We start from the raw sequence: 21,897 nt of genomic DNA, 5'->3' as shown, positions 1-21,897 counted from the left end.
CGCCCATGACCACGAACGTCCTGATCCTCTGTACCCACAACTCCGCGCGCAGCGTGCTCGCGGAAGGCATGCTCAATCATTGGGCCGCGAAGCTCGGCAAGGACGTGCGCGCGTACAGCGCCGGCAGTGCGCCGAGCGGCCGGCTCAATCCGTTCGCGCTGGAAGCGCTGACGAACGCCGGTGTCGACGTAAGCGGCTACCGCAGCAAGAGCTGGGACGAATTCACGGGCGACGGCGCGCCTGAAATGCGCGTCGTCATCACGGTATGCGACAGCGCGGCCGCGGAGGCGTGCCCGTACTGGCCCGGCGGCCCCGTCAAAGTGCATTGGGGTTATGCCGATCCGTCGAACGCGGTGGGCGGCGACGAAGGCAAGCGGCTCGCGTTCGAACTCACGCGGCAGGCGATCGGCTATCGGATGCTGCAATTGCTGGCGCTGCCGCTCGATCGCATGAGCAACGCCGAGCTCCAGGCGGCGCTGACCGAAATTTCCCGGAGCTGACCGTTCGCATGGCGGCCGGCCGAATTCACCGGCCGCAGCGACTTCGAGGCCGATACCCGTCCAATGAACACGTCCAACGCCGCTCCGCCGGAACAAGCTGTCGCCAAGCCTTCCATCAACTTCTTCGAACGCTATCTGACCGTCTGGGTCGCGCTGTGCATCGTCGCCGGCATCGCGCTCGGCCAGGCGCTGCCCGGCCTGTTCCAGCAGATCGGCCGGATGGAATACGCGCAGGTCAATCTGCCGGTCGGATTGCTGATCTGGGTGATGATCATCCCGATGCTCGTCAAGGTCGACTTCGGCGCGCTGCATGAAGTGCGTCAGCACGTGAAGGGCATCGGTGTCACGCTCGTCGTGAACTGGCTCGTCAAGCCGTTCTCGATGGCGTTCCTCGGCTGGCTGTTCATCCGGCATCTGTTCGCGCCGATGCTGCCGGCCGATCAGCTCGACAGCTACATCGCGGGCCTGATCTTGCTGGCCGCCGCGCCGTGCACGGCGATGGTCTTTGTATGGAGCCGGCTGACGGGCGGCGATCCGCTGTTCACGCTGTCGCAGGTCGCGCTGAACGACAGCATCATGGTGATTGCCTTTGCGCCGCTGGTCGGCCTGCTGCTGGGGATGTCGGCGATATCCGTGCCGTGGGCGACGCTGCTCACGTCGGTCGTGCTCTATATCGTGATCCCGGTGATCCTCGCGCAGCTTTGGCGCAAGCGGCTGCTCGCGAACGGGCAGGCGGCGTTCGATGCCGCGATGGCCAAGATCGGCCCGTGGTCGATCGCCGCATTGCTGGCCACGCTCGTGCTGCTGTTCGCGTTCCAGGGCGAAGCGATCCTGAAGCAGCCGCTGGTGATCGCGTTGCTCGCGGTGCCGATCCTGATCCAGGTGTTTTTCAACTCGGCGCTCGCTTACTGGCTCAATCGCGCCGTGGGCGAGAAGCACAACATCGCGTGTCCGTCGGCGCTGATCGGCGCGTCCAATTTCTTCGAGCTGGCAGTCGCGGCTGCGATCAGCCTGTTCGGTTTTCATTCCGGCGCGGCGCTGGCCACCGTCGTCGGCGTGCTGATCGAAGTGCCGGTCATGTTGCTGGTGGTGCGCATAGTCAACCGGTCGAAGGGCTGGTACGAACGTGCTTGAGCAAACGGGAGAATCCATCTGCATGAACTACGTCACGATTCACTGCAATTACGCGGAGGGTACGCATGTCTGACCGTCTGGATGACCTGCCGCAACTCGACGTCGAATCGTTCCGCGTGCCGGATGCCGGCCAGTTGCGGCCGGCGGTGCCGTCGACGCATCCGCCCCGGTTCCTGCTTTTGTACGGCTCGCTGCGCGAGCGTTCGTTCAGCCGCCTGCTGATCGAGGAAGCCGCGCGTTTGCTCGCGGCAATGGGCGCCGAGGTACGCGTGTTCAATCCGAGCGGCCTGCCGCTGCCCGACGATGCGCCCGAGAGTCATCCGAAGGTCGTCGAGTTGCGCGAACTGGTGCAGTGGTCGGAAGGCATGGTGTGGTGCTCGCCGGAACGGCACGGCGCGATGACCGGCATCATGAAAGCGCAAATCGACTGGATTCCGCTGTCGATGGGTGCCGTTCGCCCGACCCAGGGCAAGACGCTCGCCGTCATGCAGGTCAGCGGCGGCTCGCAATCGTTCAATGCGGTGAACCAGATGCGCGTGCTCGGACGCTGGATGCGCATGCTGACCATCCCGAACCAGTCGTCGGTGGCGAAGGCATTCGCGGAATTCGACGAGGCAGGGCGGATGAAGCCGTCGGCTTATTTCGATCGCGTGGTGGATGTGCTGGAGGAACTGGTCAAGTTCACGCTGCTGACGCGGGATATCGGCCCGTATTTGGTCGATCGGTATAGCGAGCGGAAGGAAAGCGCGGAGGAACTGGCGAAGCGCGTCAATCAGCGCAGTATCTGACGCGCCATGGTGCCGAGGGGCATGACGATCCGCAGCGAATCGTCGGCCACTTCCGTCCCGATCGAGGCCCTGCGCGCTCGCGAATTGCTGCCGCCTGAAATGGCTCCCCCCTTCGAGGATCGACACCATGCAACTACGTGCTGCGGCGGCATCCGATCTGGTCTCGATAGAGGCCCTGCTTCGCGCTTCGGACTTGCCTGTTGCCGGCGTGGCGGATCACCTGCCGAATTTCACTGTGGCCGTTGATGCCGGGACCCTCATTGGATGCGGCGGTATCGAATACCACGGCAACTTCGCGTTGATCCGTTCGATCGCGGTCGCTGAGCGAGCTCGCGGCGGCACATTGGGAAAGGCGATCGTTGCGCACTTGCTGGCGGAATGCCGCAGTCGCGCGATCGAGGCGGTCGCATTGCGCACGACCACGGCGGAGGGCTATTTCGCCCGGCAGGGTTTTGTGCGAATTGCGCTCAGCGACGTGCCTGGGCCACTGCTCTCGTCCGGTCAGTTCGCAGGTGTGTGCCCGGCATCCGCGAGCGTCATGCTGAAGGTGATTTAGCTGAGCACGCGCTGTCGAGGCCGAGCCGCTGTCCGTCACGGACGGCTCCCGTTTTACTTCGCAACCCCAACGCCTGCCGGGTGCGCACGCCGTGCCGGCCGCACCGCGATTTCAACGTGCTGTCCCAGCGACACCAGCGCTTCCATCACCTGGCCCAGCGAAATTTTCTGGAGCTTGTAGCGGCGCACCCGGGACACCTTCGGCTGCGTCATACCCGTGATCGCTGCTGTCTCGGCCTGGCTCAGGCCGTGCTTGTCGATCAGCTGGTTGAGCTTGAGCGCGAGCGAAGCCTTGGCCGACAACGCAACTGCGTCATCGAAACCGAGGTCTAGAAGCATGTTGTCCGTGCCTTGCGGATGGTCGTTGTCATCCGCGCCACGCGGGCCTGTTCCATCTCAGCGACCGAAGCGCGTATTCACCGTGTCCTTGAGCCTTGCGGCGGTGATCTCGCCCATGTGCGACTCGACGAGTTTGCCTTTTTCATCGAAGAACAGCGTCGTCGGCAGCCCGCGCGAACCGTAGGTCCGCATCGCGCCGAGCGAGCGGTCGAGCAGCACGTGGTCGAAGCGCAGCCCTTTGCGTTCAAGAAACGCGCGCACGGTCTGCACATCCTCGCCTTGATTGATCATCAGGAAACTGACGCCCGGGTAATCCCGCTGCGCCTGCGCGAGGATCGGCATTTCGCGCTGGCACGGCGGGCACCAGGTCGCCCACAGGTTCACGACGACGGGTTTGCCCGCGTAGCGGTTCGGTGCGACGGGCGTCGCATCGAGCGTCTCCACACGCAGCGCGGACAGCGGCGCCGCCGTGCGGTCGAACGTCGCCAGCAGACCCTGCGCCGCACCCCAAGCCAGCATGCCGGCGGCGATGCCGGCGAGCGCGGGGCGCGCCAGCCCCGGCAGGCGGCGCGACCGCCAGCCGATATAGGCGAGCGCGACCGGCAAGCCGATCCACCAGGTAAAGCCGCCGTCGCCGAGCGCGACGATGGATTTCGGTGAAGCGAAGTAGTCGGGCCACCAGCGCGCGATATAGCCGACGCGAGCGGCGATCAGCCCGATCAGCAGCGCGTCGAGCAGCAGGCTCGCGGAAGTTTTGTGCTGACCGTCCTGTCGAGTGCGCTGCGCGAAGCGCGCGACGAGCCACGCGATCAGGGCGGCGATGGCTACGGCCACGACCCTTACGGAAAAGGGGCCGATGCTCAGCATGAGAAAGCGTTCATTGTTATTAATCGAATGAGGAATGCGTTGATGATTGGCGGCCAGGCACGCGATGTGTTGCCGTGGCGATCGCATCGTCGCGTTGCTTCGATGCGCATGCGCCGCAATGTGGACAGACTGCCGCACTGGCATCGCCGGACGATGCTTGCTGCGCCCGTCCGCGTTCGAGCGCGGACGCGACGAGCTCCGCGCCCATGATACCGGTCGGGAACGCGATGATGCCGTAACCGAGCAGGATCGCGCACGACGTGATCAGCCGGCCGAGCGGCGTGTGCGGCGTCAGGTCGCCGTAACCGGTCGTGCTCATCGTCACGGCGGCCCAGTACACGCCGACCGGAATGCTCGTGATGCCGTTCTCGGGGCCTTCGACGAGAAAAATCACCGTGCCGAGGATCACGACGATCACGAACATCCCGCCGATGAACACGAAGATCTTGCGCCGCGCACGCGAGAGCGCGCGGATCAGCATCTGGCCTTCCTCGAGATAGATCGCGAGCCCGAGTATGCGGAACACGCGCAGCAGCCGCAGCAGGCGCACGTCGATCAGCGCATGCAGGCCGGGGAAGAAAAACGCGAGATAGGTCGGCAGGATCGACACGAGATCGACGATGCCGAAGAAGCTGCGCGCATAGGCGGCGGGCTTGCGCGCGGTGAACAGCCGCACCGCGTATTCGGCGGTGAACAGCAGCGTGAACGCCCATTCGGCCGCGTACAGCGCGTTCCCGTACTGCGCGTGCAGTTCCTGCACGCTGTCGATCATCACGACGAAGATGCTCGCGACGATCAGCGCGAGCACCGCGATGTCGAGGCCGCGGAGAAAGCTGGGGCGACGGATCGCGTCGCGCATCGTATGGACGAGGGGGGCGGTCGAGAGGTTCACGGGTCGGAGTTTACGTGCCGCCCGACGCCAATCCTATCGGACCTGTCTGAATTGCCGGTGGGTCTTCTTGCGCCCGAAAATCAGACCAGACTGATTCCCGGATGCGGAGCGCTCGTCAACAATGGATCTACCGGACGGCGTGGTGGCCGGCCGGCGTCTCCGTCTGAACACGGTAGACCTCTCCTTTACGGCTGCTTCAGGGCAGCCGCTTTTTTGCCGCCTTGCGTACGACACCGATCGTCGATACAACGAAGACACGGACGAGCGGATGTCCGATCGGAATGCGGCATTCGAAGCCGCGACGCGTGCCTGTTGCCAAGGGGCATGCTCAAAGGAGACTCTGCTCGATGAAGATCGTTGTGGTCGCAACCCGCATCGTAGCCGTTGGGTGAGCGCGGCGGCTGCCGCCCGACGGGCCGCGAATCCGCGGTCCATCGGGCGTCGGACATTACAGTTTCTTCTCGTGAGCCGCGTCCGCTTGTTGCGCGCCGGCCGACGGGTCGAGCGTCGACAGCGTCTTCTCGGTGAAATTCTCGTACAGCCAGTCCATGCGCGTCCCGTCCATACCGGCGATGCCGCCGAGTGCATACGATGCCGACACCTTGAAGCGGTCGAGCTGACGATTGTCGGTGCCGACGAGCGTCACGGTGCCGTCGACATAATCGCTGCCCGCCATGAAGCCGAACATGACCGCGGAGAAACTCGAGCGCACCCGAATGCCGGTCACCTCAACGTTCAGCTGCATCGCATCGGTTGAATCGGCCTTTGCCAGAAGCTTGCGTGCGTACAGCGCGTTTTCGATTTGCTCCTGCAGTTTCTTGGGGCTGAACTTCAGATTGTCTTTCAACGCTTCCTGGGCAGCCGCGTCCAGCGTAACTTTCACGATAACCGGCTTGGTGCCGAATTTGGACGTCGACGCAGTCGCGGAGGCCTCCGCCTGATTACCTGCGTCGCGTGTCACGCTGCTTGCGCAGCCCGACAGGAAGCCGATCGTCACCAGTGCCAGAGCGGCATGACGGATAACAGATTTCATGATTTGGTCTATGGATTAAGGTTATTAGAGATGGCTCTGTGGCCGGGCGGAAATTTATCACGGGGGGATCTGATTCAAATGGTCGAATGGATAGAAAACACCCCGGCATTTATTCGCCACGGACTTTTTTTCGCGGATCGAGGATATGAGCACGCTGCGCGGCGATCCGGTTTCGTTCTACCCGAATCCGAACGAAGAGAAGCGATGATGCAGGCGCGGTAATCAGGCATCCGCTGCCGCGGCGCCGATCACTTACGTGCGGTCACTGGCCGTTGCCGGATGCCGCGCCGCCGAGCCTGTAGGCCGTGAAGAATTCGTACCACGGCGAACCTTCCGCAATCGGCACTGCGAGCGCCGACGTGCGTCGCTTCAGCGCGCCGAACACGTCGTTGATGCGGGCCGTCTGCGCGGCGTCATTGAACGGATAAGGCCGGGACCTTCCCGCCGCGAACGCGCCATACGCGATCGCGAGCAGGCGTGCGCCGTCGTCGGTGCCCGCGATCGCCGCGTCGATCGTTTCGACGAAGCGCGGCCGGTCTTCGGCGCGCGACCCGGACAGGCACAGGAACACGATGGCCGACAGTTCATGCAGGTCGTTCACCTGCAGCAAGGCGGGCAGCCGCGCGACGATCCGTTCCACCGGCTCTGCACGCAGCGCGTCGCCGAAGTCGAGCACAGCGGTCATCGGATTCCTGTCTGATTTCAGGCGATCGAGCGCAGCCGACGTGGCCGACGCGCCGTCCGGCAACGACGGCGGCGCGGATCGCAACGCATCCGCCACCTGCTGCGTCCATTCCGGAAAGATCATCCTCACGTTACCGAACTGCTCGCCGCCTTCTGCCGCCGGATTCCATCGATAAACGATCGTGCCGCCGCGAATGAACGGCGAATACAGATGCTCGGGCGTTTGCGGCAGCGGCCGCCGATTGATCGGCAGCCACGCGAGCGTCAGCCAGTCGTAGCGGCCGGTTGCGGGCACCGACGGGCTCGAACTCGCGACGACCTGCCACGTGCCGCGATTCGCATAACGGCGGCGCGCGTCGGGCACCGGGACGGTCCGGCCTTTCGCGGTGTCGAAATACGTCGCGCCGGTCACGTTCGCGCCGCTGTCCGCGGCCGGCGTGATGGTGGAGATGACCCACGATGAACCATCGGCCGAACGGTAGTCGGACGGCTTCAGCGTGGCGACGTCGTGAACCATGCGCGTTTCCGCCGCGACGGGGCTCGGGGGGAGATTGGCGGGAGCAGCGACGATACTCGGCATGGGCTTTCCTCGGAATTGGATGCGTATCGTCGAACGGGACGATGCCCGGCGGCGCGGGTTGTTTTCTGTAACTGTAGAACTTCGCCGCCGGAAACGGAAAGCGCCGGATGTGGCGCAACCCGGTCATGCGAACCGCCGCCGGACCATGGCCGATACGGATCGGTTGAAGCAGTGGGCGCACGTACCGCTGTTTCCGTGGATCAAGGCGCGGCCGGTGGGGCGAGGCAGGCGCAGGAGGCCGGACTTGTTCCCGTCGGCTGAATCTGCGCGGGCATCAGTTTTCCTTGCCGTGATTTGCCAGCAATTCCGAGCGGCCAATCACCTCTCTCGCGTTATCAGCCCGGTCCGCGTCTGAGAACCCGGCGGCCTCGATGACCGGCGTGAGTGCTTTGAGCGCCATTTGTGGCTTGGCGCTGCGGAGCGACCCCATGCCTTCGTTCCATGCGTGCAGCATTTGCTTCGCGATCCAGTGCCACCGCGTTTCATTTTTAGCCGCTTCGACGATGTCTTTTCCTGTTGATACGGCGGAGTCGCACAGTGCTTCGACCATTTCGCGATATTGCTTCGGCGGAATACCGAGACGCGTGTTGAAAAAGCGTTCCAGCGTCTTGCCAGGTGCCCACGTTTTGCGACCTTCGACGCTCAGGCCGGGGGGATTGTTCGCAAAGCGCGGATAGGCCTCAGTGGTGACAATGTCGTAGGCTGGCGTGTAGACGACGTCATCGATGTTCGAGTAGAGGAGAGCGATGTTCTTGGCGTGGCAGTCCGCGTTGCGCACAACATAGTTGGCGATGAGCTGCCAGCCGAGTTGCTGGGCCTCTCGTCTCCAATTGGCGGCGCTGATATAGGGCTTCGTTGCGTTGAGGACCTGTTCGGTCGACGGGCGGTATTTCTCATGAGGAGGAAGGCCAAGCAGGCTGCAAGCGTCTTCCAGGCCAAACGTCGGTTTGCCTTGCTCGTCGACGTCGAACCGGTCAACGACGAGCACGCGGCCATCGTCCGACATTGCGGTCTTTGCTACTCTGGCGACGCCGAGTTTTGCCAGCACCTGCATCGAGTAGTGCTCGTTGAAACCAAGATAGGGTGTTTGCTCGTCGGATCCCTTGATGATGTGTCGGCTCGTGCGGAGTGTTTGCTTGCCTACCTGTGCCTGGGCCGGCGAGAGTTCAGGCGCAAGGAATTTGGGCACGGCACCTGAAATTGCCGCGCGAGCGTAGTACCGTACAAGTTCCGCAAAGCGGGCGGTTGTGATGTCCTCGTGCAGCAGGCTCTTCAGGTCGAGCGGGTCGAGTTCACCGCCTGGCGCGCCATCTTCTGGGGCGACGGTTACCCGGCCGATGCCGGCGCTGCCGATGACGGCCAGAAGCGAAAGGTCCGTTCCATCGAGATAGGGGCCGAACTCTTCGCGAATCACCTGAAAGAGAAAACCTTCCGGCAAGTTTTGCCGGAAGAAGGGATGCAAGTCGCGAGGCCAGACCCAGGGATCTTCTCGAACGGGCATGGTCAGGCTGGCAAAATCTTCGGAGGTAGCGTCCGCGGTGTAACGCAGCGCATAGTCGTCCGCCTGGCGATAGAGATGAGCAACGAGTCTGCCTTTGACGTAGACGGGGAGGCGCATGTCACGAATCTCCCGTCGTGCGTTGTTCGGTCAGTATGTCGTCCAGCGTGCGTCCATGTCCGCGCTTGACCGCTCGCAGGTCATAACCGGCTGCTTCAAGGAGGCGAACGAGCGCAGATACGCTCATGTCGCCTCGCGCAAGCGTTTCCATGCGGGCGAGCGTCGTACGCGCGACACCGGCGCGCTCGGCCAGCTCTTGCTGTGAGAGACCTGCCGCGCGGCGGCCTTCTCTCAGCATTTCTCCAACATCGGCCAGTGTTGTCATTTGTAGCCCCAGGGCATCAAAAATTGCCAGATTGGTTCTGATTGTAGCCCTTCTGCTACAAAATGGCATGTTTAAATTGTGGCCTTGGGGATACAGGAGCTGGCGAAGAGGAAGATTTTGTGGCCCCGGGGCTACCAAGGCTGCCGAGACGACCGTTTCCGGGATTGAGCATGGGATTCAATCGTGCGGGGCAATTCCGGAGGCGACGCTTGTCCACGTTTCGCCATTTGGCTCATTGAAGCAATGGTCGCGTGTGCCGCCGTTTCCGTGGATCAAGGCGCGGCCGCTGGGTTGACCACCCGCCCCGCCGTGCTCAGCGCGGCAACACCTTCCTGTAGACCACGAACCCCGATTTCTCCGCGACGGTGTCGTACAGCCGCATCGCCGTGTGATTCGTCTCGTGCGTCTGCCAGTACACGCGTTCGGCGCGATGCTGGCGCGCGGCGTCGTACACGGCCTCGATCAGTGCGCGGCCGACACCCTTGCCGCGCTCGCTGTCGAGCGTGAACAGATCCTGCAGATAGCAGGTCGGCCCGGCGAGCGTCGTGCTGCGGTGATACAGGAAATGCGCGAGCCCGACCAGCTTGCCGTCGCGCTCCGCGACGAAAGCATGCACGGGTTCGTAGCCGTCGAAGAAGCGCGACCACGTGATCTGCGTGATGGCCGGTGGCAGTGCCGTGTCGCCGAAGCGTCCGTAGAAGCGGTTGTAGCCGTCCCACAGCGGCAGCCAGTTGTCGTAGTCGTCTTCCCGGACCGCGCGTACGGTCAGGCCGGCGTCGTTGGCGTTCATGTTTGCGGACCTTTCGATGAGGAGTGGGCGCGTTGCCGATCGGGGCAGCACGTCGCAGGTCTCTACGATAGGAAGTTCGCGGCGCGATGGGTAGGCCCATGACGACGGCGCTTTCTGGTGCCACGGCGAATCCCGATCGGCGCGCTACGGTCGATATGTGAGAAAAAGATCACGTTCATTGAGAACCGGCGACTCTTTCGAGACGAGCTGACGGCCCGACTGCAATCGCGATTTTTCCTCGAACACCGTTGTTGGGACTCTCCAGCCGGGCATGGGCGAGCGGAATGTCGGCAAGGGAATAGACAGCGCCAACGTGCGGCCGCAGTTGGCCGCGCATAACCAATGCGCTCAACTCATCAAGCTTGCCGCGGTTTTGTCTTGTGAAAACGAAGTGATAACTCGCGTTCTTGCCCCAGGCCTGGATGACGTTTTGCGGCTGTGCAATATCCACGATCGTGACAACGCAGCCAAGTTGTGCGAGCGCGTCGGGGCTGCGCGACAAGGTGTTGCCGCCGATGGTGTCGAACACGACATCGACTCCGCGGCCATCCGTTTCCCGCATGATGGCGTCGACATAATCGTCTTTTTCGTAGTCGATGATCACATCGGCACCCAGACTTCGTGCGAACTCGACGTTTGCTTCGCGCACGGTCGTGAATACCCTTGCGCCCATCGCTTTTGCAAGCTGGATCGCCACATGGCCGACGCCTCCCGCGCCGCCGTGTACCAGAATGCTTTCCCCCACTCTCAGCGCCGCACGCACGACCAGTGCTTCCCACGCCGTCCCGCCAACCAGGGCCAGGCTTGCCGCCTCGAGATGGCTCAGCAATGGAGGCTTCTTCCCGATAATCCCTTCGGCAGCAACATGGTATTCGGCATAACTGCCTGGGCCGTCGAAGATTTGCGGGGTGTACCAGACTTCGTCTCCTGGAGAGAAGTCCGTCACACCCGGCCCGACTGCTTCGACAACGCCAGAGACGTCGTGCCCGGTAATGGCCGGCAGTTGCACCAGGTCGGAATAGTCGCCGCGTCGGACCTGGTAATCCAATGGATTGATGGAGGTTGCATGTACCCGGACCAGGACTTGTCCCGTGTGCGGCACAGGCTTGGGCACCTCGCAAAGTTCGAACGATTCCGGGCCGCTAAATGATTTGAGCATGAGTGCTTTCATTGGAAATCCTTGCTTCGATAAAAAGGGATATCGGGAATTGTCGATATTACGGGGCAAAAAATTACAGTTCTTTCCCAATGTGCTTGGCAAGGGCACTGATGGTTGCTTCGTTTCGCTTGTAGTAGGTCCATTGACCGATGCGCCTGACTTCGACCAGGCCTGCTCGTTGCAGCGTGGCAAGATAATCGGACACCGTTGACTGTGACAGTCCGACGCCTTCTTGAATACTACTGACGCAGACGCCCACCGTGAGAACGTCCCCTTCATCCTGCGGAGGGAAGTTTTTCACGGGATCCTTCAAGCCTTGCAAGATTTCAAGGCGTGTCCGGTTCGAGAGAGCTTTGAATATTTCGAGCAATTCCATGCCGCGAGTATATCGAGATTTACCGATATGTCAATGCGAGCGCCAACCGCCGTTCCGTCGCATCAACCCGGTTCCGGAGCAACGCACGGATTTGCAAGCGATCACGCACCGGCGTTCGGTCGTCGGTGCGACTGACGAGGTCGTGCGGCTCGGCGACGCGGGCGTGCCAGCATGGCACGGCATGGCCACGTCGGTTCGCCGTCACCCCTTACCCGCGCAGCGGCGGATTGAGTCGCGCGAACGCCTGTTGCCGGCGATACGGGAAGTACGGATACGGCGCTTGCACCGCGCTCGCCGTGTCGAGCGTCGCGACCTGCGCAGCGGTCAGCGACCAGCCGACCGCGCCGAGGTTCTGGCGCAGTTGTTCCTCGTTGCGCGCGCCGATGATCACCGACGACACGGTCGGTCGTTGCAGCAGCCAGTTCAGCGCGATCTGAGGCACGGTCTTGCCGGTTTCCTCCGCGATCGCGTCGAGCGCATCGACCACGTCGTACAGGCGTGCGTCGTCGACCGGTGGCCCGTAGCTGGCCGTTTCATGCAGGCGACTGCCTTCGGGCAGCGGCGCGTTGCGGCGGATCTTGCCGGTGAGCCGGCCCCAGCCGAGCGGGCTCCACACGAGCGCGCCGAGGCCCTGGTCCGCGCCGAGCGGCATCAGGTCCCACTCGTAGTCGCGGCCGACGAGCGAGTAGTAGACCTGGTTCGCCACGTAACGCGACCACCCGTAGCGATCGGCTGCCGCAAGCGATTTCATGATCTGCCAGCCCGCGAAATTCGATACGCCGATGTAGCGCAGCTTGCCCGCGCGTACGAGATCGTCCAGCGTCGACATCACTTCCTCGACCGGCGTGCCCGCGTCGAACGCGTGCAACTGCAGCAGATCGATGTAGTCGGTGTCGAGGCGGCCCAATGCGGCGTCGACGGCGCGCACGAGCCGTGCGCGCGACGTGCCCGCGTCGTTCGCGCCATCGCCGGTCGGCAGGCCCGTCTTCGTCGAAATCAGCACCCGGTCGCGGCGGCCCTTGAGCGCCGCGCCGAGCACGCGTTCGGATTCGCCGTCCGAATACACGTCGGCGGTGTCGAACAGGTTGACGCCGGCTTCCAGGCAGATGTCGACCAGGCGGCGCGCTTCGTCGACGCCCGTGTTGCCCCATGCGCCGAACAACGGGCCGGTGCCGCCGAACGTGCCGGCACCGAAGCTCAGGACGGGAACCTTGAGGCCGGAGCGGCCGAGCGTACGGTATTCCATGTGCGTTTCCTTTGAATGGTCGAAGCCCGGCGCGTGCCGGACGGGCGCCCGTCGGCGGAATCACACTGTATCGCTTGCGGATATTTCAGATAATTGGGCAGAATTCGAAAATATCCTTCGGATAAGGCGAATAATGCTGCTCGATAACCTCGCGCTGTTCCTGCGCATCGTGGAAAAGGGCGGACTGGCCGCGGCCGGTCGCGAGGTCGGCCTGTCGCCGGCCACGGTGTCCGAACGGCTGGCCGCGCTCGAGCGCCACTACGGCGCGGCGCTGCTGACGCGCACGACGCGCGCGATCAGCCTGACCGACGAGGGCCGCACGCTCGTCGTCGGCGCGCGGCGCCTGCTGGCCGAGGCCGATGAACTCGAAAGCCGCGTGCGCGTGGGCGCGCAGACGCTGTCCGGGCCCGTGCGCCTGAGCGCGCCGGCCGATCTCGGGCGCGAGCGCGTCGTGCCCGTCGTCGACGCGTTCCTGGCCGAGCATCCGGGCGTCACGGTCGACCTGCATCTCGGCGACGGCTACGTCGATCTCGTCGGGCAAGGGCTCGATTTCGCGATCCGCCGCGGCACGCTGGCGGACAGTTCGCTGCGCAGCCGCTCGCTCGGCCGTGCGCGGCGCGTGGTGTGCGCGTCGCCCGCGTATCTCGCCGCGCATGGCACGCCACGGCATCCGGACGATCTCGCCGCGCACGATTGCATCGTGATGCGTTTCGGGCCCGACCTGTATGCCGAATGGCCGTTCAGCATCGATGGCGAACTGAAGCGTGTGATGGTGCGTGGCCGGCGCGTAGCCAATGACGGCGCGCTCGTCCGCGCGTGGTGCATCGCGGGGCACGGCGTCGCGCTGAAGTCGCTGGTCGACGTCGAACGGGATCTGGCGTCGGGCTCGCTCGTCGAGGTTCTGCGCGCGTTCTCGCCGGGCGACGTCGATTTGCAGATCGTCTATCCGGGCAGCGCCGTGCAGCCGCGGCGCGTGCGCGCGTTGATCGAGCGGCTGGCGCAGGCACTGGCGGCGGCGTAAAGGCGCGTTGCTCGCGCTGCCTGCGGGAGGGTGCGGCAGCCGTTTTGCCGCGATCGCATCGAATGCCGATGTCGTGATCCCGAACGTGACGCGACAGCCTGAAATCGGACCTCGATCAGATTGCCCACGTTTCGTCATTTAGCTAATATACGAAACGTTAAACAAAGCCTTCCAACCCCATGGACGACGTCACCCGCATCAGCGCACTGGCCAACGAAAGCCGTCTGGCCGTGATGCGCTGGCTCAAGCAGCCGCGCAAGCATTTCCCGCCGCAGCCGCACGGCGATTTCGACGAACTCGGTGTGTGCTGCACGTACATCACCGAGAAGCTCGGCATCGCGCCGGCCACGACCACGCGCCACATGCGCATCCTCGCGGATGCCGGGCTCGTGCAGGCGACCCGCGTCGGCAAGTTCACGTATTACAAGCGGATCGACGGCGCGCTGCAGCAGCTCGGCCGCGATCTCTCGCAACTCTGATTCGACCGATCCCCACCGAGGCAACCGATATGGACGAACTTGCATTGCTGGCCGACGCCGACCGGCGCGCGCACGCGTACCTGGCAGCGACGAACGAACGGCGCGCGTTTCCCGATGCGGCCGCGCTGGCCGGCCTCGCCGCGTTCGACGAGCTGCTGCCCGATACGGGCCGCCCGGCCGACGACGTGCTGCGCCTGCTCGACGATCAGGGCTCGCCCGCGACCGTCGCGTCGAACGGCCCGAACTACTTCGGCTTCGTGATCGGCGCCGCGCTGCCGGCCGCGGCGGCGGCCGAGCGGTTGATGCTCGCGTGGGATCAGTGCGCGTCGTCGTACGCGAATTCGCCGGTGGCCGCGACGATCGAGCGTCAGGCCGCGCGCTGGGTCGTCGACGCGCTTGCGTTGCCCGAAGGCAGCGCGGTCGGTTTCGGCACGAGCGCGACGGCGTGCACGCTCGTCGCGCTGGTGGCCGCGCGGCGCGCGCTGCTTGCACGCAAGGGCTGGGACGTCGACGAGGACGGCCTGATCGGCGCGCCCGAGGTGAAGGTCGTGATCTCCGAGCTTGCGCACATCACGGTGAAGAAGGCGCTGCGCGTGCTCGGCTTCGGGCTGAAGCGTCTCGTCGTCGCGCCGGTCGATGCACACGGTCGCATCGACCCGGCGCAGTTGCCGTCGCTCGACGACATGACGATCCTCTGCTTGCAGGCCGGCGAAGTGAACACCGGCGAATTCGATCCGTTCGCGGCGTTGATTCCGCCTGCGAAGGCGGTCGGCGCATGGGTGCATGTGGACGGCGCGTTCGGGCTGTGGGCACGCGCGTCGTCGAAACGCGCGCTGACGGACGGCATCGACGGCGCGGATAGCTGGACGACCGACGGCCACAAGTGGCTCAACACGCCGTACGACGGCGCGATGGTGATCTGCCGCGACGCGGACGCGCTCGCGACCGCGATGAACAGCGATGCCGTCTACCTGAGCGGCGCGCAGGACGCGCAGAAGAACCTGAACCTCGAATTCTCGCGGCGTGCGCGTGGCATTCCCGTGTGGGCCGCGCTGCGCTCGCTCGGCCGTGCCGGGCTGGCCACGATGGTCGAGCGGCATTGCGCGCAGGCATCGCGTGTCGCGGACGGCCTGCGTGCGGCCGGCTACGACGTGCTGAACCGCGTCGTGCTGAACCAGGTGCTGGTGCGCGCCGGCACGGACGAGGAAACCGTCGCGATCCGCGAGGCCGCGCAGGATTCGGGCGACGTGTGGTTCGGCGCAACCGTGTGGCAGGGGCGTCCGGCGTTCCGGATCAGTGTGTCGTCATGGCGCACGGAAGACGCGCACATCGATCGGCTCGTGGCGCTGCTGACTGAACTGCGCGGCACGCCCGTGCGCTGACGGGTGGCGGGGGCCGGAGCGGCGGCGAACCGGCGTCGCCATGCGATGCGGTGTCTCCACGCGGCCGGAAATGTCGGACAATGCCGGGGCGCGCCCATGCGCCGCGTCGCCCGTTCGACGGCTGCCCGTTCGCCGGCCCCGGGTGGCGCGTCCAACCGATGCAGTCACGCTAACGAGAGCCCCCCATGTCGATCACCCCTCCCCGGGAATTGCTGAAGGCCGCCGATATCGCGAAGATGGAACCGACGCGCGCCGTGCATTCGCTGAATCCCAATGCCGTTCGTTTCAAAAGACCGCTCAGCGACCTGACCGGTATCACGCAGTTCGGCTTCCACCTGCTCACGCTGATGCCTGGCCACGAATCGGCCGAATACCACCGTCACCTGTACGAGGAAGAATGCGTGTACGTGCTGTCCGGCACGGGGACGGTCACGATCGGCGAACGTCCTTACGACGTCGGGCCCGGCGATTTCCTGGGCTTCGCGCGCGGCGGTGAAGCACACACGCTGCAGAACACGGGTGACGTGCCGCTCGAACTGATCGTCGCCGGGCAGCGCCTCGAACACGACGTGTGCGAATACCCGAGAATCGGCAAGCGGCTGTACGTGGCCGGCGAGCTCGAGGATTTTGTCGATCTGCCGAAGCAGCGCTGAGCCGATCGGCGATGCCCTGATGCAGGCTGCAGGTCACCGCGCCCGGCGATCGCTGGGTCAAGCGGTTGTGACGATCGTCGCTGCCCCCGTTTTCGCTGGTATCACGGCTCGTGCGGCTGGCCTGTATCGACGCGAGAGCGATCGTGTCGGACCGGCTCCCCGATTCCCGGCAGCGACGATTGCGGCCAGCTTTCCGCGTGGTACGTGCTGCCCGTGCCCGGCATCTGTTCGCTGAACCCGGTCGGCGGCGTGTTTTGCCTCGGTACGCCGCTGTTCAAGGAAGTGACGATGGATATCCCGGTCGCGTCGTCGCGCTTATGATGCGGGAACGCCACCGACAGGGTTCCCCGATATGGACGCGCCGCTCCCGCCGATGCATGCCCCGATTTCCGAAACGGAGCCTGAAACCGAAGCCGCTGCCGAGCCGCGCGCGTCGCGCCTGCATCGGCCCGTCGCGCTCGTCACCGGCTCGACGTCGGGGATCGGCGCGGCCATCGCGCGCCGTCTGACGGCGGACGGCTATGCGGTGATCCTGCATTCCCGCCGTTCGGCCGACATCGGACGCGCGATGGCGCGCGAACTCGGCGCGGCCTACGTGCAGGCCGATCTCGCCGACGATGCCGGGCGCGTGCGGCTGATCCGCGACGCGCTCGCCGTGCACGGGCGGCTCGACGTGCTCGTCAACAATGCGGGGATCAGCCGCGTGATTCCGCATGAGGACCTCGCGGCGGCGACGCCCGACGTGTGGCGCGAGATACACGAGATCAACGTGATCGCGCCGTTCCGGCTCGTCGCCGAAGCACAGCCCGCGCTGCTCGAAGCGGCGTCGCGCGGGCGGGCCGGTTGCGTCGTGAACGTCAGCTCGCATGCGGGCGTGCGGCCGAAAGGCGCGTCGATTCCGTATGCGGCGGCGAAGGCCGCGCTCAATCACACGACGCGGCTGCTGGCGCGCACGCTCGCGCCGGCGATTCGCGTCAATGCGGTCGCGCCGGGGCTGGTCGATACGCCGCTGACCGCCGGCTGGACCGAAGCACAGCAGCTCTGGCGAGAACGCGCGCCGATGCGTCGCGCGGCGACGCCGGACGACATCGCGCAGACGGTCGCGATGCTCGTCGCGTCCGATTACGTGACGGGCGAGATCGTCATGCTCGACGGAGGATTGAACCTGACGTGACGCCGTGCGGGCGGCCGCGTACGCGACGTTGTGCGCCGACGCGACCGGGCAACGCGGTCGCCTCGCGCAGGCGTCGTGCGCAAGCGCCGAAGCGGCCGGCCGGCCGAAGCTGCCAACCCAGCCAACCCGATCAGCCGAGATTCGACCGCAGCCGCGCGAGCGCGCCGTCGTGCGTGCGCTCGAACTTCAGCGGCGTGACGGCCACATACCCTTCGCCCAGCGCGACCGTTTCCGAATCCGCGTCGTCGTCGCGCGGCGCGCGCGCGAGCTTCAGCCAGTGATAGTCGATCTCGCGCGGGTCGCGGCCCGACACGATCTCGACGCCCTGTAGCGTGCCGGCGCCCTGGTTCGTCACCTTCAGCCCGCGCACGTCCTGCGCGGGGCGAGCCGGGAAATTCACGTTGAGGCACGCGTCGTTGTCCCAGCCGGCGGCGACGAGCCGGCGAATGACGTCCGGCGCATGTGCGAGCGCCGTGTTCCACGGCACCGCGTTGCGATCGGCGAACGCCTGGCTCAGCGCGATGGCCGGCACGCCGACCAGCATGCTCGTCATCGCGGCGCCGACCGTGCCGGAAAACACCGTTTCGGTGCCGAGATTCGCACCGCGGTTCACGCCGGACAGCACGACGTCGGGCCGCGCGTCCTTCATCAGGTGGCTGACCGCGATCGCGACGCAATCGCCGGGCGTGCCGCGCACCGCGAAGCGGCGTTCGCCCTTGCGATGCACGCGCAGCGGCTCGTGCAGGCTCAGCGAATGCGACGTGCCGCTCTGGTCTTCGGCCGGCGCGACGATCCACACTTCGCGCGCCAGTTGCGTGGCGACCTGTTCGAGCACGTCAAGGCCGGGGGCGTCGAATCCGTCGTCGTTGGTCAGCAGGACGCGGTCGAAAAGCGGGCGGGTTTCTTGCATCGGAGCGGTCCTCGCGGAGATGGGCGATGAGAGGGAAGTGCAGCGTGGCGCAAGCCACAAGGCTAGCATCCCGGCGTGAGAATCGTCGTGTCGCCGGCGCGGACGTGAAAACGGGCGCATCGCGCGCCCGTTCGTCGGTGGAGGTGCCGCGTGCGCGGCGGGTCGGAACGGCTTATCCGAGCAGGTGCCGCAGCAGCCCCGCCGACACGACGCCGACGATGACGGTCGGCAGGATCGACAGCCGCGTCGCCGCGAGCAGCGTGATCGCGAGTGCGAGCAGGTCGGCCGGGCGCGTCGACACGAAGGCTGGCGCGATCACCGAGATCAGCACGCAGCCGGGCACGTTCTCCATTACCGATGCCATCCGCGGGCTGAGCGTGCGGTTGCGCAGCAGCACGTAGCCGAGGATGCGCGACAGGTAGGTCGTCGAGGCCATCAGCACAATCGTCGCGACGGTGCTGAAATCCGGAAGCTCAGGCATCGCGCGGCTCCCACCGCAGCGCGGCGATCAGTCCCGCGCACGCGCCGGCCGCGACGTACCACGCGCCGGGCACGGCCAGGTGCGTGGCCGCCGCGACGACGAGGCTCACGAACCACGGGCGGCTCGCGCGCATCCCTTTCCACATCCCGCGCAGCAGCACCAGAAACACGGCCGTGAACGCCATGTCGAAGCCGTACTGCTCGACGTTGCCGATCGTCGGGCCGACCGCCGCGCCGAGCGTGGTCATCGAGATCCACGTGAGGTAGAGCCCCGCGCAGATGCCTGCGTAATAGGGGACGCTGATGTGCGTGGCCGAGCGCGCCTTCGCATCGGCGAGCGACATCGCCCAGCTCTCGTCGCACATGAAGAACAGCGCCGCGAACGCGCGGCGGCGCGGCAGGCGCCGGATGTACGGCGCGAACGCGGCGCCCATCAGGATGTGCCGCGAGTTCACGAGGAACGACATCGCGACGATCAGCGCGATATGCGGCGGCGACGTCCACAGATGGATCGCCGCGAATTCGGACCCGCCGCCGAAGTTCAGGCCCGTCATCATCGGTACCTCGAACAGGCTCAACCCTTTTTGCGCCGCCTGCGCGCCCAGCACCAGCGCGAACGGCACGAAACCCAGCATGACGGGCAGCGCCGCGCGCAATCCGCGCCCCATCTCGGCGACATAGGCGGGCTTGTCGCGAAGCCCGGACGACGTTGAAACGCTACTGCTCATGACTCCTCCTTCGGGGGAGGGATTGTCTGCTTTTTTGACTCGAATCGGGTTGCGTTGTCGCCATGGGTTTCGGAGAATTTGGCATTGAACGCGTGATTTGAGATTTTTTTGGAATCGGATGCCAAATGAAACTGGATGCCATCGACCGGCGGATCCTCAGCGCGCTCCAGCGCGACGGCCGCATGCAGAACGTGGAACTCGCGCACGAGGTCGGGCTGTCGCCGTCGCCGTGCCTGCGGCGCGTGCGGCTTCTCGAGGAAGCGGGCGTGATCGAGAAATACGTGGCCGTGCTGAATCCCGCGAAGGTCGGCAAGGGGCTGACCATCTTCACGCGCGTATGGCTGAAGGGGCAGGACGCGGAATCCGTGAACCGTTTCGCCGATGCCGTTCAGCAGATGCCGGAAGTCGTCGAGTGCCACCTGATGGCCGGCGACTGCGATTTCCTGCTGCGCGTCGTCGCGGCCGACATCGACGACTACCGGCGTTTCCAGATGGAAACCCTGACGCGCATCCCGGGCGTGCTGAGCGTGAAGACCGATATTCCGATGCAGAAGGTCAAGCTCACGTCGGCGCTTCCGACTTAGCGCGGCGCGTGCGTGCGGCGACGAGTCGACGAACGGTCACGGCTCGGTGACAATCGCCGGATAAACTGGCGTGTCACGCCGCATCGAACGTATTGCTCGCACCGCCGTGCGACGTTCGATGCACAAGCAACTAACGGTCAATGTCGACGCGATCGGGCAGGTGCCGCGCGCACCGAATCATGCGCCGGCGCGGATGCGTTTCTTCTTGTCGGGTCACCATGCAGCCATTCAACAATCCGTGGAATTCGCTGGAAATCGTCAAGCTCGTGCTCGGCGTGCTGACGCCGCTGTCGGTCGCGTGTCTCGGCTGGCTCGTCGCGCGCCGGCTGAAGCGGCTCGAACTCGTGCAGTGGACCAACCAGCGGCTGATCGAGAAGCGGCTCGCGCTGTACGACGCGGTCGCGCCTCAGCTCAATGCGCTGCTGTGCTTCTATACGTGGATCGGCTACTGGAAGGACATCTCGCCGGACGACGTGATCCGCGCGAAGCGCGAGCTCGACCGCACGTTTCACATCTACCGCTATCTGTTCGACGAAGATGTGTACAACGCGTATCACACGTACATTCACGCGCTGTTCGACATGCACACGGGCCCGGGCCGCGACGCGCGGATCCGCTCGCTGATCCAGGCGCCCGACGGCGACCGCAGCGTGCACGGCTCGTATGAATGGAAGCCGGCGTGGTCCGATCGCTTCGCGACCGCGAATGTCGTGCCCAAGGACGACGTGCTGCGGCATTACACGCAACTGATGGAACGGTTGCGCGTGGCGCTGGGCGCGACGCGCTGACCGCTCGGCATCGCGCGCCACGCGTCTCGCCGGTATCGAATTTCGCTACCCGGCGGCGCGGATTCTCACCCTCGCGCATGCAGCGGATGCGGTGCGCGGCTGCTGCTGACATGCTCGCGCCATGTTCACTCGCGCGAGGTTCGTATGGTTGTCGATACCGGCTGCCGGCCGCTCATGATTCGCTCGCCCGGCGCGGGCCGGCGGCGTCTTTTCTCCGTCGGTTCCCCCGAACCGCATGACATGTCGTTGCCGGTCGAGCCGGAGATCGGCGACATCGTGTTCATCCGCGTGACGGTGCGGCCGTTTCTCGAAGTGGCCAGCGCAACGCGCTCGTGGACGAATCACGTCGGGATCGTCGTCGGGGAGCGCGGCGGCGAGGTACTGGTTGCGGAGAGCACGTTTCCGCTGTCGCGCGTCACGACGATGTCGCGGTTTCTCGCGCGCTCCGATCGCGGCGCATGCGTGATCGCACGGCTGAAGCAGCCGATCGATGCCGCGCAGCGAAGCCGGCTCGTCGACGCGGCGATGCGCCGGGTCGGCGTGGTCTACGACACGGGTTTCAATCTCGCGTCGCGCCGGCAGTTCTGTTCGCGTTTCGTTCGAGAAGTGGTGCGTGACGCGACGCGGATCGCGCTCGGCGACGTCGAGACCTTCGACATGCTGCTGCACCGGAACCCCGATCATCCGCTCGGTTTCTGGAAGGTCTGGTACTTCGGCCGGATTCCGTGGCAGCGCCGCACGGTGACGCCGGCGAGCTTGATGGGCAGTCGGGAACTGCGCGTGGTGGCGGATACGCGCGATTGCGCCTGCGATGTGTTCGAGGACAGAGAATAGAGCGGAAGCGCGGAGGTGAGCCGTCAGTCGTCCGGTGT

At 65.2% G+C, this 21,897-nt stretch carries 27 protein-coding genes; 13 read left to right on the top strand and 14 right to left on the bottom strand.

Annotated elements, in window-relative coordinates:
- Positions 1-5: 5 nt before the first annotated feature.
- From ACNQQL_RS15795 to arsN2, 4 genes are all read left to right on the top strand, one after another.
- Entirely contained in the window at positions 6-500 is a 495-nt protein-coding gene (locus ACNQQL_RS15795; RefSeq protein ID WP_347064658.1) for an arsenate reductase ArsC, read from the top strand.
- Between the two features lie 63 nt (positions 501-563).
- Complete coding sequence (arsB, locus tag ACNQQL_RS15790) at positions 564-1,634, top strand: ACR3 family arsenite efflux transporter (RefSeq protein ID WP_347064657.1); 1,071 nt, start codon at positions 564-566, stop codon at positions 1,632-1,634.
- Positions 1,635-1,699: 65 nt separating this feature from the next.
- Complete coding sequence (gene arsH, locus ACNQQL_RS15785; protein WP_347064656.1) at positions 1,700-2,422, top strand: arsenical resistance protein ArsH; 723 nt, start codon at positions 1,700-1,702, stop codon at positions 2,420-2,422.
- A gap of 127 nt (positions 2,423-2,549) precedes the next feature.
- Positions 2,550-2,978, top strand: a complete 429-nt coding sequence (gene arsN2, locus ACNQQL_RS15780; protein WP_347064655.1) for an arsenic resistance N-acetyltransferase ArsN2 — start codon at positions 2,550-2,552, stop codon at positions 2,976-2,978.
- A gap of 53 nt (positions 2,979-3,031) precedes the next feature.
- Here arsN2 and ACNQQL_RS15775 read toward each other — a convergent pair whose 3' ends face one another.
- The 11 genes from ACNQQL_RS15775 to ACNQQL_RS15725 form a co-directional block, all read right to left on the bottom strand.
- Entirely contained in the window at positions 3,032-3,316 is a 285-nt protein-coding gene (locus ACNQQL_RS15775) for a helix-turn-helix transcriptional regulator (protein WP_347064654.1), read from the bottom strand.
- 57 nt (positions 3,317-3,373) lie between these two features.
- Positions 3,374-4,183 carry a TlpA disulfide reductase family protein gene (locus ACNQQL_RS15770; protein ID WP_347064726.1) on the bottom strand — a complete coding sequence of 270 codons (810 nt, stop codon included), beginning with the start codon at positions 4,181-4,183 and terminating at the stop codon, positions 3,374-3,376.
- Positions 4,184-4,202: 19 nt separating this feature from the next.
- Entirely contained in the window at positions 4,203-5,042 is an 840-nt protein-coding gene (locus ACNQQL_RS15765; RefSeq protein WP_347064725.1) for an ion transporter, read from the bottom strand.
- A gap of 481 nt (positions 5,043-5,523) precedes the next feature.
- The gene (locus tag ACNQQL_RS15760; RefSeq protein WP_347064653.1) at positions 5,524-6,108 is read right to left on the bottom strand and encodes a DUF4410 domain-containing protein; all 585 of its coding nucleotides are present in this window, start codon (positions 6,106-6,108) and stop codon (positions 5,524-5,526) included.
- A 262-nt stretch (positions 6,109-6,370) separates the two neighbouring features.
- A complete protein-coding gene (locus ACNQQL_RS15755; RefSeq protein WP_347064652.1) occupies positions 6,371-7,372 on the bottom strand; it encodes a hypothetical protein in 1,002 nt (333 codons plus the stop codon).
- Positions 7,373-7,646: 274 nt separating this feature from the next.
- Positions 7,647-8,990 (bottom strand): type II toxin-antitoxin system HipA family toxin, encoded by a 1,344-nt coding sequence (locus ACNQQL_RS15750; protein WP_347064651.1) that lies wholly within the window; start codon positions 8,988-8,990, stop codon positions 7,647-7,649.
- A 1-nt stretch (position 8,991) separates the two neighbouring features.
- Entirely contained in the window at positions 8,992-9,255 is a 264-nt protein-coding gene (locus tag ACNQQL_RS15745) for a helix-turn-helix transcriptional regulator (protein WP_347064650.1), read from the bottom strand.
- Between the two features lie 313 nt (positions 9,256-9,568).
- The gene (locus tag ACNQQL_RS15740; protein ID WP_347064649.1) at positions 9,569-10,045 is read right to left on the bottom strand and encodes a GNAT family N-acetyltransferase; all 477 of its coding nucleotides are present in this window, start codon (positions 10,043-10,045) and stop codon (positions 9,569-9,571) included.
- A gap of 175 nt (positions 10,046-10,220) precedes the next feature.
- On the bottom strand, positions 10,221-11,216 hold the full coding sequence (locus ACNQQL_RS15735; protein ID WP_347064648.1) for a zinc-dependent alcohol dehydrogenase family protein: 996 nt from the start codon (positions 11,214-11,216) through the stop codon (positions 10,221-10,223).
- Positions 11,217-11,277: 61 nt separating this feature from the next.
- On the bottom strand, positions 11,278-11,580 hold the full coding sequence (locus ACNQQL_RS15730) for a metalloregulator ArsR/SmtB family transcription factor (RefSeq protein WP_347064647.1): 303 nt from the start codon (positions 11,578-11,580) through the stop codon (positions 11,278-11,280).
- Between the two features lie 208 nt (positions 11,581-11,788).
- Positions 11,789-12,826: an aldo/keto reductase gene (locus tag ACNQQL_RS15725; RefSeq protein ID WP_347064646.1), complete on the bottom strand. Its 1,038-nt coding sequence runs from the start codon at positions 12,824-12,826 to the stop codon at positions 11,789-11,791.
- Positions 12,827-12,959: 133 nt separating this feature from the next.
- Here ACNQQL_RS15725 and ACNQQL_RS15720 point away from each other — a divergent pair, with 133 nt between their 5' ends.
- The 6 genes from ACNQQL_RS15720 to ACNQQL_RS15695 all read left to right on the top strand — a co-directional run bounded on the left by ACNQQL_RS15720 (position 12,960) and on the right by ACNQQL_RS15695 (position 17,535).
- Complete coding sequence (locus ACNQQL_RS15720; RefSeq protein WP_347064645.1) at positions 12,960-13,847, top strand: LysR family transcriptional regulator; 888 nt, start codon at positions 12,960-12,962, stop codon at positions 13,845-13,847.
- A gap of 179 nt (positions 13,848-14,026) precedes the next feature.
- The gene (locus ACNQQL_RS15715; protein ID WP_034181860.1) at positions 14,027-14,326 is read left to right on the top strand and encodes an ArsR/SmtB family transcription factor; all 300 of its coding nucleotides are present in this window, start codon (positions 14,027-14,029) and stop codon (positions 14,324-14,326) included.
- A 29-nt stretch (positions 14,327-14,355) separates the two neighbouring features.
- Entirely contained in the window at positions 14,356-15,708 is a 1,353-nt protein-coding gene (locus ACNQQL_RS15710; protein ID WP_347064644.1) for a pyridoxal phosphate-dependent decarboxylase family protein, read from the top strand.
- A 185-nt stretch (positions 15,709-15,893) separates the two neighbouring features.
- A complete protein-coding gene (locus ACNQQL_RS15705; RefSeq protein WP_072438165.1) occupies positions 15,894-16,361 on the top strand; it encodes a cupin domain-containing protein in 468 nt (155 codons plus the stop codon).
- Positions 16,362-16,409: 48 nt separating this feature from the next.
- Complete coding sequence (locus ACNQQL_RS15700; RefSeq protein WP_347064724.1) at positions 16,410-16,682, top strand: glycoside hydrolase domain-containing protein; 273 nt, start codon at positions 16,410-16,412, stop codon at positions 16,680-16,682.
- A 31-nt stretch (positions 16,683-16,713) separates the two neighbouring features.
- On the top strand, positions 16,714-17,535 hold the full coding sequence (locus tag ACNQQL_RS15695) for an SDR family oxidoreductase (RefSeq protein WP_347064643.1): 822 nt from the start codon (positions 16,714-16,716) through the stop codon (positions 17,533-17,535).
- 130 nt (positions 17,536-17,665) lie between these two features.
- Here ACNQQL_RS15695 and surE read toward each other — a convergent pair whose 3' ends face one another.
- The 3 genes from surE to ACNQQL_RS15680 form a co-directional block, all read right to left on the bottom strand.
- Positions 17,666-18,445, bottom strand: coding sequence for a 5'/3'-nucleotidase SurE (gene surE / locus ACNQQL_RS15690; protein ID WP_347064642.1), 780 nt, complete (start codon positions 18,443-18,445; stop codon positions 17,666-17,668).
- A 172-nt stretch (positions 18,446-18,617) separates the two neighbouring features.
- Positions 18,618-18,926: an AzlD family protein gene (locus tag ACNQQL_RS15685; RefSeq protein WP_175002410.1), complete on the bottom strand. Its 309-nt coding sequence runs from the start codon at positions 18,924-18,926 to the stop codon at positions 18,618-18,620.
- Positions 18,919-19,653 (bottom strand): AzlC family ABC transporter permease, encoded by a 735-nt coding sequence (locus ACNQQL_RS15680; RefSeq protein WP_347064641.1) that lies wholly within the window; start codon positions 19,651-19,653, stop codon positions 18,919-18,921. The genes ACNQQL_RS15685 and ACNQQL_RS15680 overlap by 8 nt, the downstream gene beginning before the upstream one ends.
- A gap of 125 nt (positions 19,654-19,778) precedes the next feature.
- On the opposite strand from ACNQQL_RS15680, the gene ACNQQL_RS15675 reads away from it, so the two are divergent.
- The 3 genes from ACNQQL_RS15675 to ACNQQL_RS15665 all read left to right on the top strand — a co-directional run bounded on the left by ACNQQL_RS15675 (position 19,779) and on the right by ACNQQL_RS15665 (position 21,859).
- Positions 19,779-20,237, top strand: a complete 459-nt coding sequence (locus ACNQQL_RS15675; RefSeq protein ID WP_006749370.1) for an Lrp/AsnC family transcriptional regulator — start codon at positions 19,779-19,781, stop codon at positions 20,235-20,237.
- A 218-nt stretch (positions 20,238-20,455) separates the two neighbouring features.
- Positions 20,456-21,025, top strand: coding sequence for a hypothetical protein (locus ACNQQL_RS15670; protein WP_347064640.1), 570 nt, complete (start codon positions 20,456-20,458; stop codon positions 21,023-21,025).
- A 144-nt stretch (positions 21,026-21,169) separates the two neighbouring features.
- On the top strand, positions 21,170-21,859 hold the full coding sequence (locus tag ACNQQL_RS15665; protein ID WP_347064639.1) for a YebB family permuted papain-like enzyme: 690 nt from the start codon (positions 21,170-21,172) through the stop codon (positions 21,857-21,859).
- The last annotated feature ends 38 nt before the right edge of the window (positions 21,860-21,897 follow it).

It is taken from the genome of Burkholderia sp. LFS061 (genome assembly GCF_047978125.1).
In the GTDB taxonomy this organism is placed as follows: domain Bacteria; phylum Pseudomonadota; class Gammaproteobacteria; order Burkholderiales; family Burkholderiaceae; genus Burkholderia; species Burkholderia pyrrocinia_C.
This window is presented reverse-complemented; position numbering and strand designations above follow the sequence as displayed.

Bases quoted from the DNA above. Each gene is read 5' to 3' on its own strand.
- ACNQQL_RS15795 (WP_347064658.1), top strand. From the start codon at position 6: ATGACCACGAACGTCCTGATCCTCTGTACCCACAACTCCGCGCGCAGC.
- arsB (WP_347064657.1), top strand. From the start codon at position 564: ATGAACACGTCCAACGCCGCTCCGCCGGAACAAGCTGTCGCCAAGCCT.
- arsH (WP_347064656.1), top strand. From the start codon at position 1,700: ATGTCTGACCGTCTGGATGACCTGCCGCAACTCGACGTCGAATCGTTC.
- arsN2 (WP_347064655.1), top strand. From the start codon at position 2,550: ATGCAACTACGTGCTGCGGCGGCATCCGATCTGGTCTCGATAGAGGCC.
- ACNQQL_RS15775 (WP_347064654.1), bottom strand. From the start codon at position 3,316: ATGCTTCTAGACCTCGGTTTCGATGACGCAGTTGCGTTGTCGGCCAAG.
- ACNQQL_RS15770 (WP_347064726.1), bottom strand. From the start codon at position 4,183: ATGCTGAGCATCGGCCCCTTTTCCGTAAGGGTCGTGGCCGTAGCCATC.
- ACNQQL_RS15765 (WP_347064725.1), bottom strand. From the start codon at position 5,042: ATGCGCGACGCGATCCGTCGCCCCAGCTTTCTCCGCGGCCTCGACATC.
- ACNQQL_RS15760 (WP_347064653.1), bottom strand. From the start codon at position 6,108: ATGAAATCTGTTATCCGTCATGCCGCTCTGGCACTGGTGACGATCGGC.
- ACNQQL_RS15755 (WP_347064652.1), bottom strand. From the start codon at position 7,372: ATGCCGAGTATCGTCGCTGCTCCCGCCAATCTCCCCCCGAGCCCCGTC.
- ACNQQL_RS15750 (WP_347064651.1), bottom strand. From the start codon at position 8,990: ATGCGCCTCCCCGTCTACGTCAAAGGCAGACTCGTTGCTCATCTCTAT.
- ACNQQL_RS15745 (WP_347064650.1), bottom strand. From the start codon at position 9,255: ATGACAACACTGGCCGATGTTGGAGAAATGCTGAGAGAAGGCCGCCGC.
- ACNQQL_RS15740 (WP_347064649.1), bottom strand. From the start codon at position 10,045: ATGAACGCCAACGACGCCGGCCTGACCGTACGCGCGGTCCGGGAAGAC.
- ACNQQL_RS15735 (WP_347064648.1), bottom strand. From the start codon at position 11,216: ATGAAAGCACTCATGCTCAAATCATTTAGCGGCCCGGAATCGTTCGAA.
- ACNQQL_RS15730 (WP_347064647.1), bottom strand. From the start codon at position 11,580: ATGGAATTGCTCGAAATATTCAAAGCTCTCTCGAACCGGACACGCCTT.
- ACNQQL_RS15725 (WP_347064646.1), bottom strand. From the start codon at position 12,826: ATGGAATACCGTACGCTCGGCCGCTCCGGCCTCAAGGTTCCCGTCCTG.
- ACNQQL_RS15720 (WP_347064645.1), top strand. From the start codon at position 12,960: ATGCTGCTCGATAACCTCGCGCTGTTCCTGCGCATCGTGGAAAAGGGC.
- ACNQQL_RS15715 (WP_034181860.1), top strand. From the start codon at position 14,027: ATGGACGACGTCACCCGCATCAGCGCACTGGCCAACGAAAGCCGTCTG.
- ACNQQL_RS15710 (WP_347064644.1), top strand. From the start codon at position 14,356: ATGGACGAACTTGCATTGCTGGCCGACGCCGACCGGCGCGCGCACGCG.
- ACNQQL_RS15705 (WP_072438165.1), top strand. From the start codon at position 15,894: ATGTCGATCACCCCTCCCCGGGAATTGCTGAAGGCCGCCGATATCGCG.
- ACNQQL_RS15695 (WP_347064643.1), top strand. From the start codon at position 16,714: ATGGACGCGCCGCTCCCGCCGATGCATGCCCCGATTTCCGAAACGGAG.
- surE (WP_347064642.1), bottom strand. From the start codon at position 18,445: ATGCAAGAAACCCGCCCGCTTTTCGACCGCGTCCTGCTGACCAACGAC.
- ACNQQL_RS15685 (WP_175002410.1), bottom strand. From the start codon at position 18,926: ATGCCTGAGCTTCCGGATTTCAGCACCGTCGCGACGATTGTGCTGATG.
- ACNQQL_RS15680 (WP_347064641.1), bottom strand. From the start codon at position 19,653: ATGAGCAGTAGCGTTTCAACGTCGTCCGGGCTTCGCGACAAGCCCGCC.
- ACNQQL_RS15675 (WP_006749370.1), top strand. From the start codon at position 19,779: ATGAAACTGGATGCCATCGACCGGCGGATCCTCAGCGCGCTCCAGCGC.
- ACNQQL_RS15670 (WP_347064640.1), top strand. From the start codon at position 20,456: ATGCAGCCATTCAACAATCCGTGGAATTCGCTGGAAATCGTCAAGCTC.
- ACNQQL_RS15665 (WP_347064639.1), top strand. From the start codon at position 21,170: ATGGTTGTCGATACCGGCTGCCGGCCGCTCATGATTCGCTCGCCCGGC.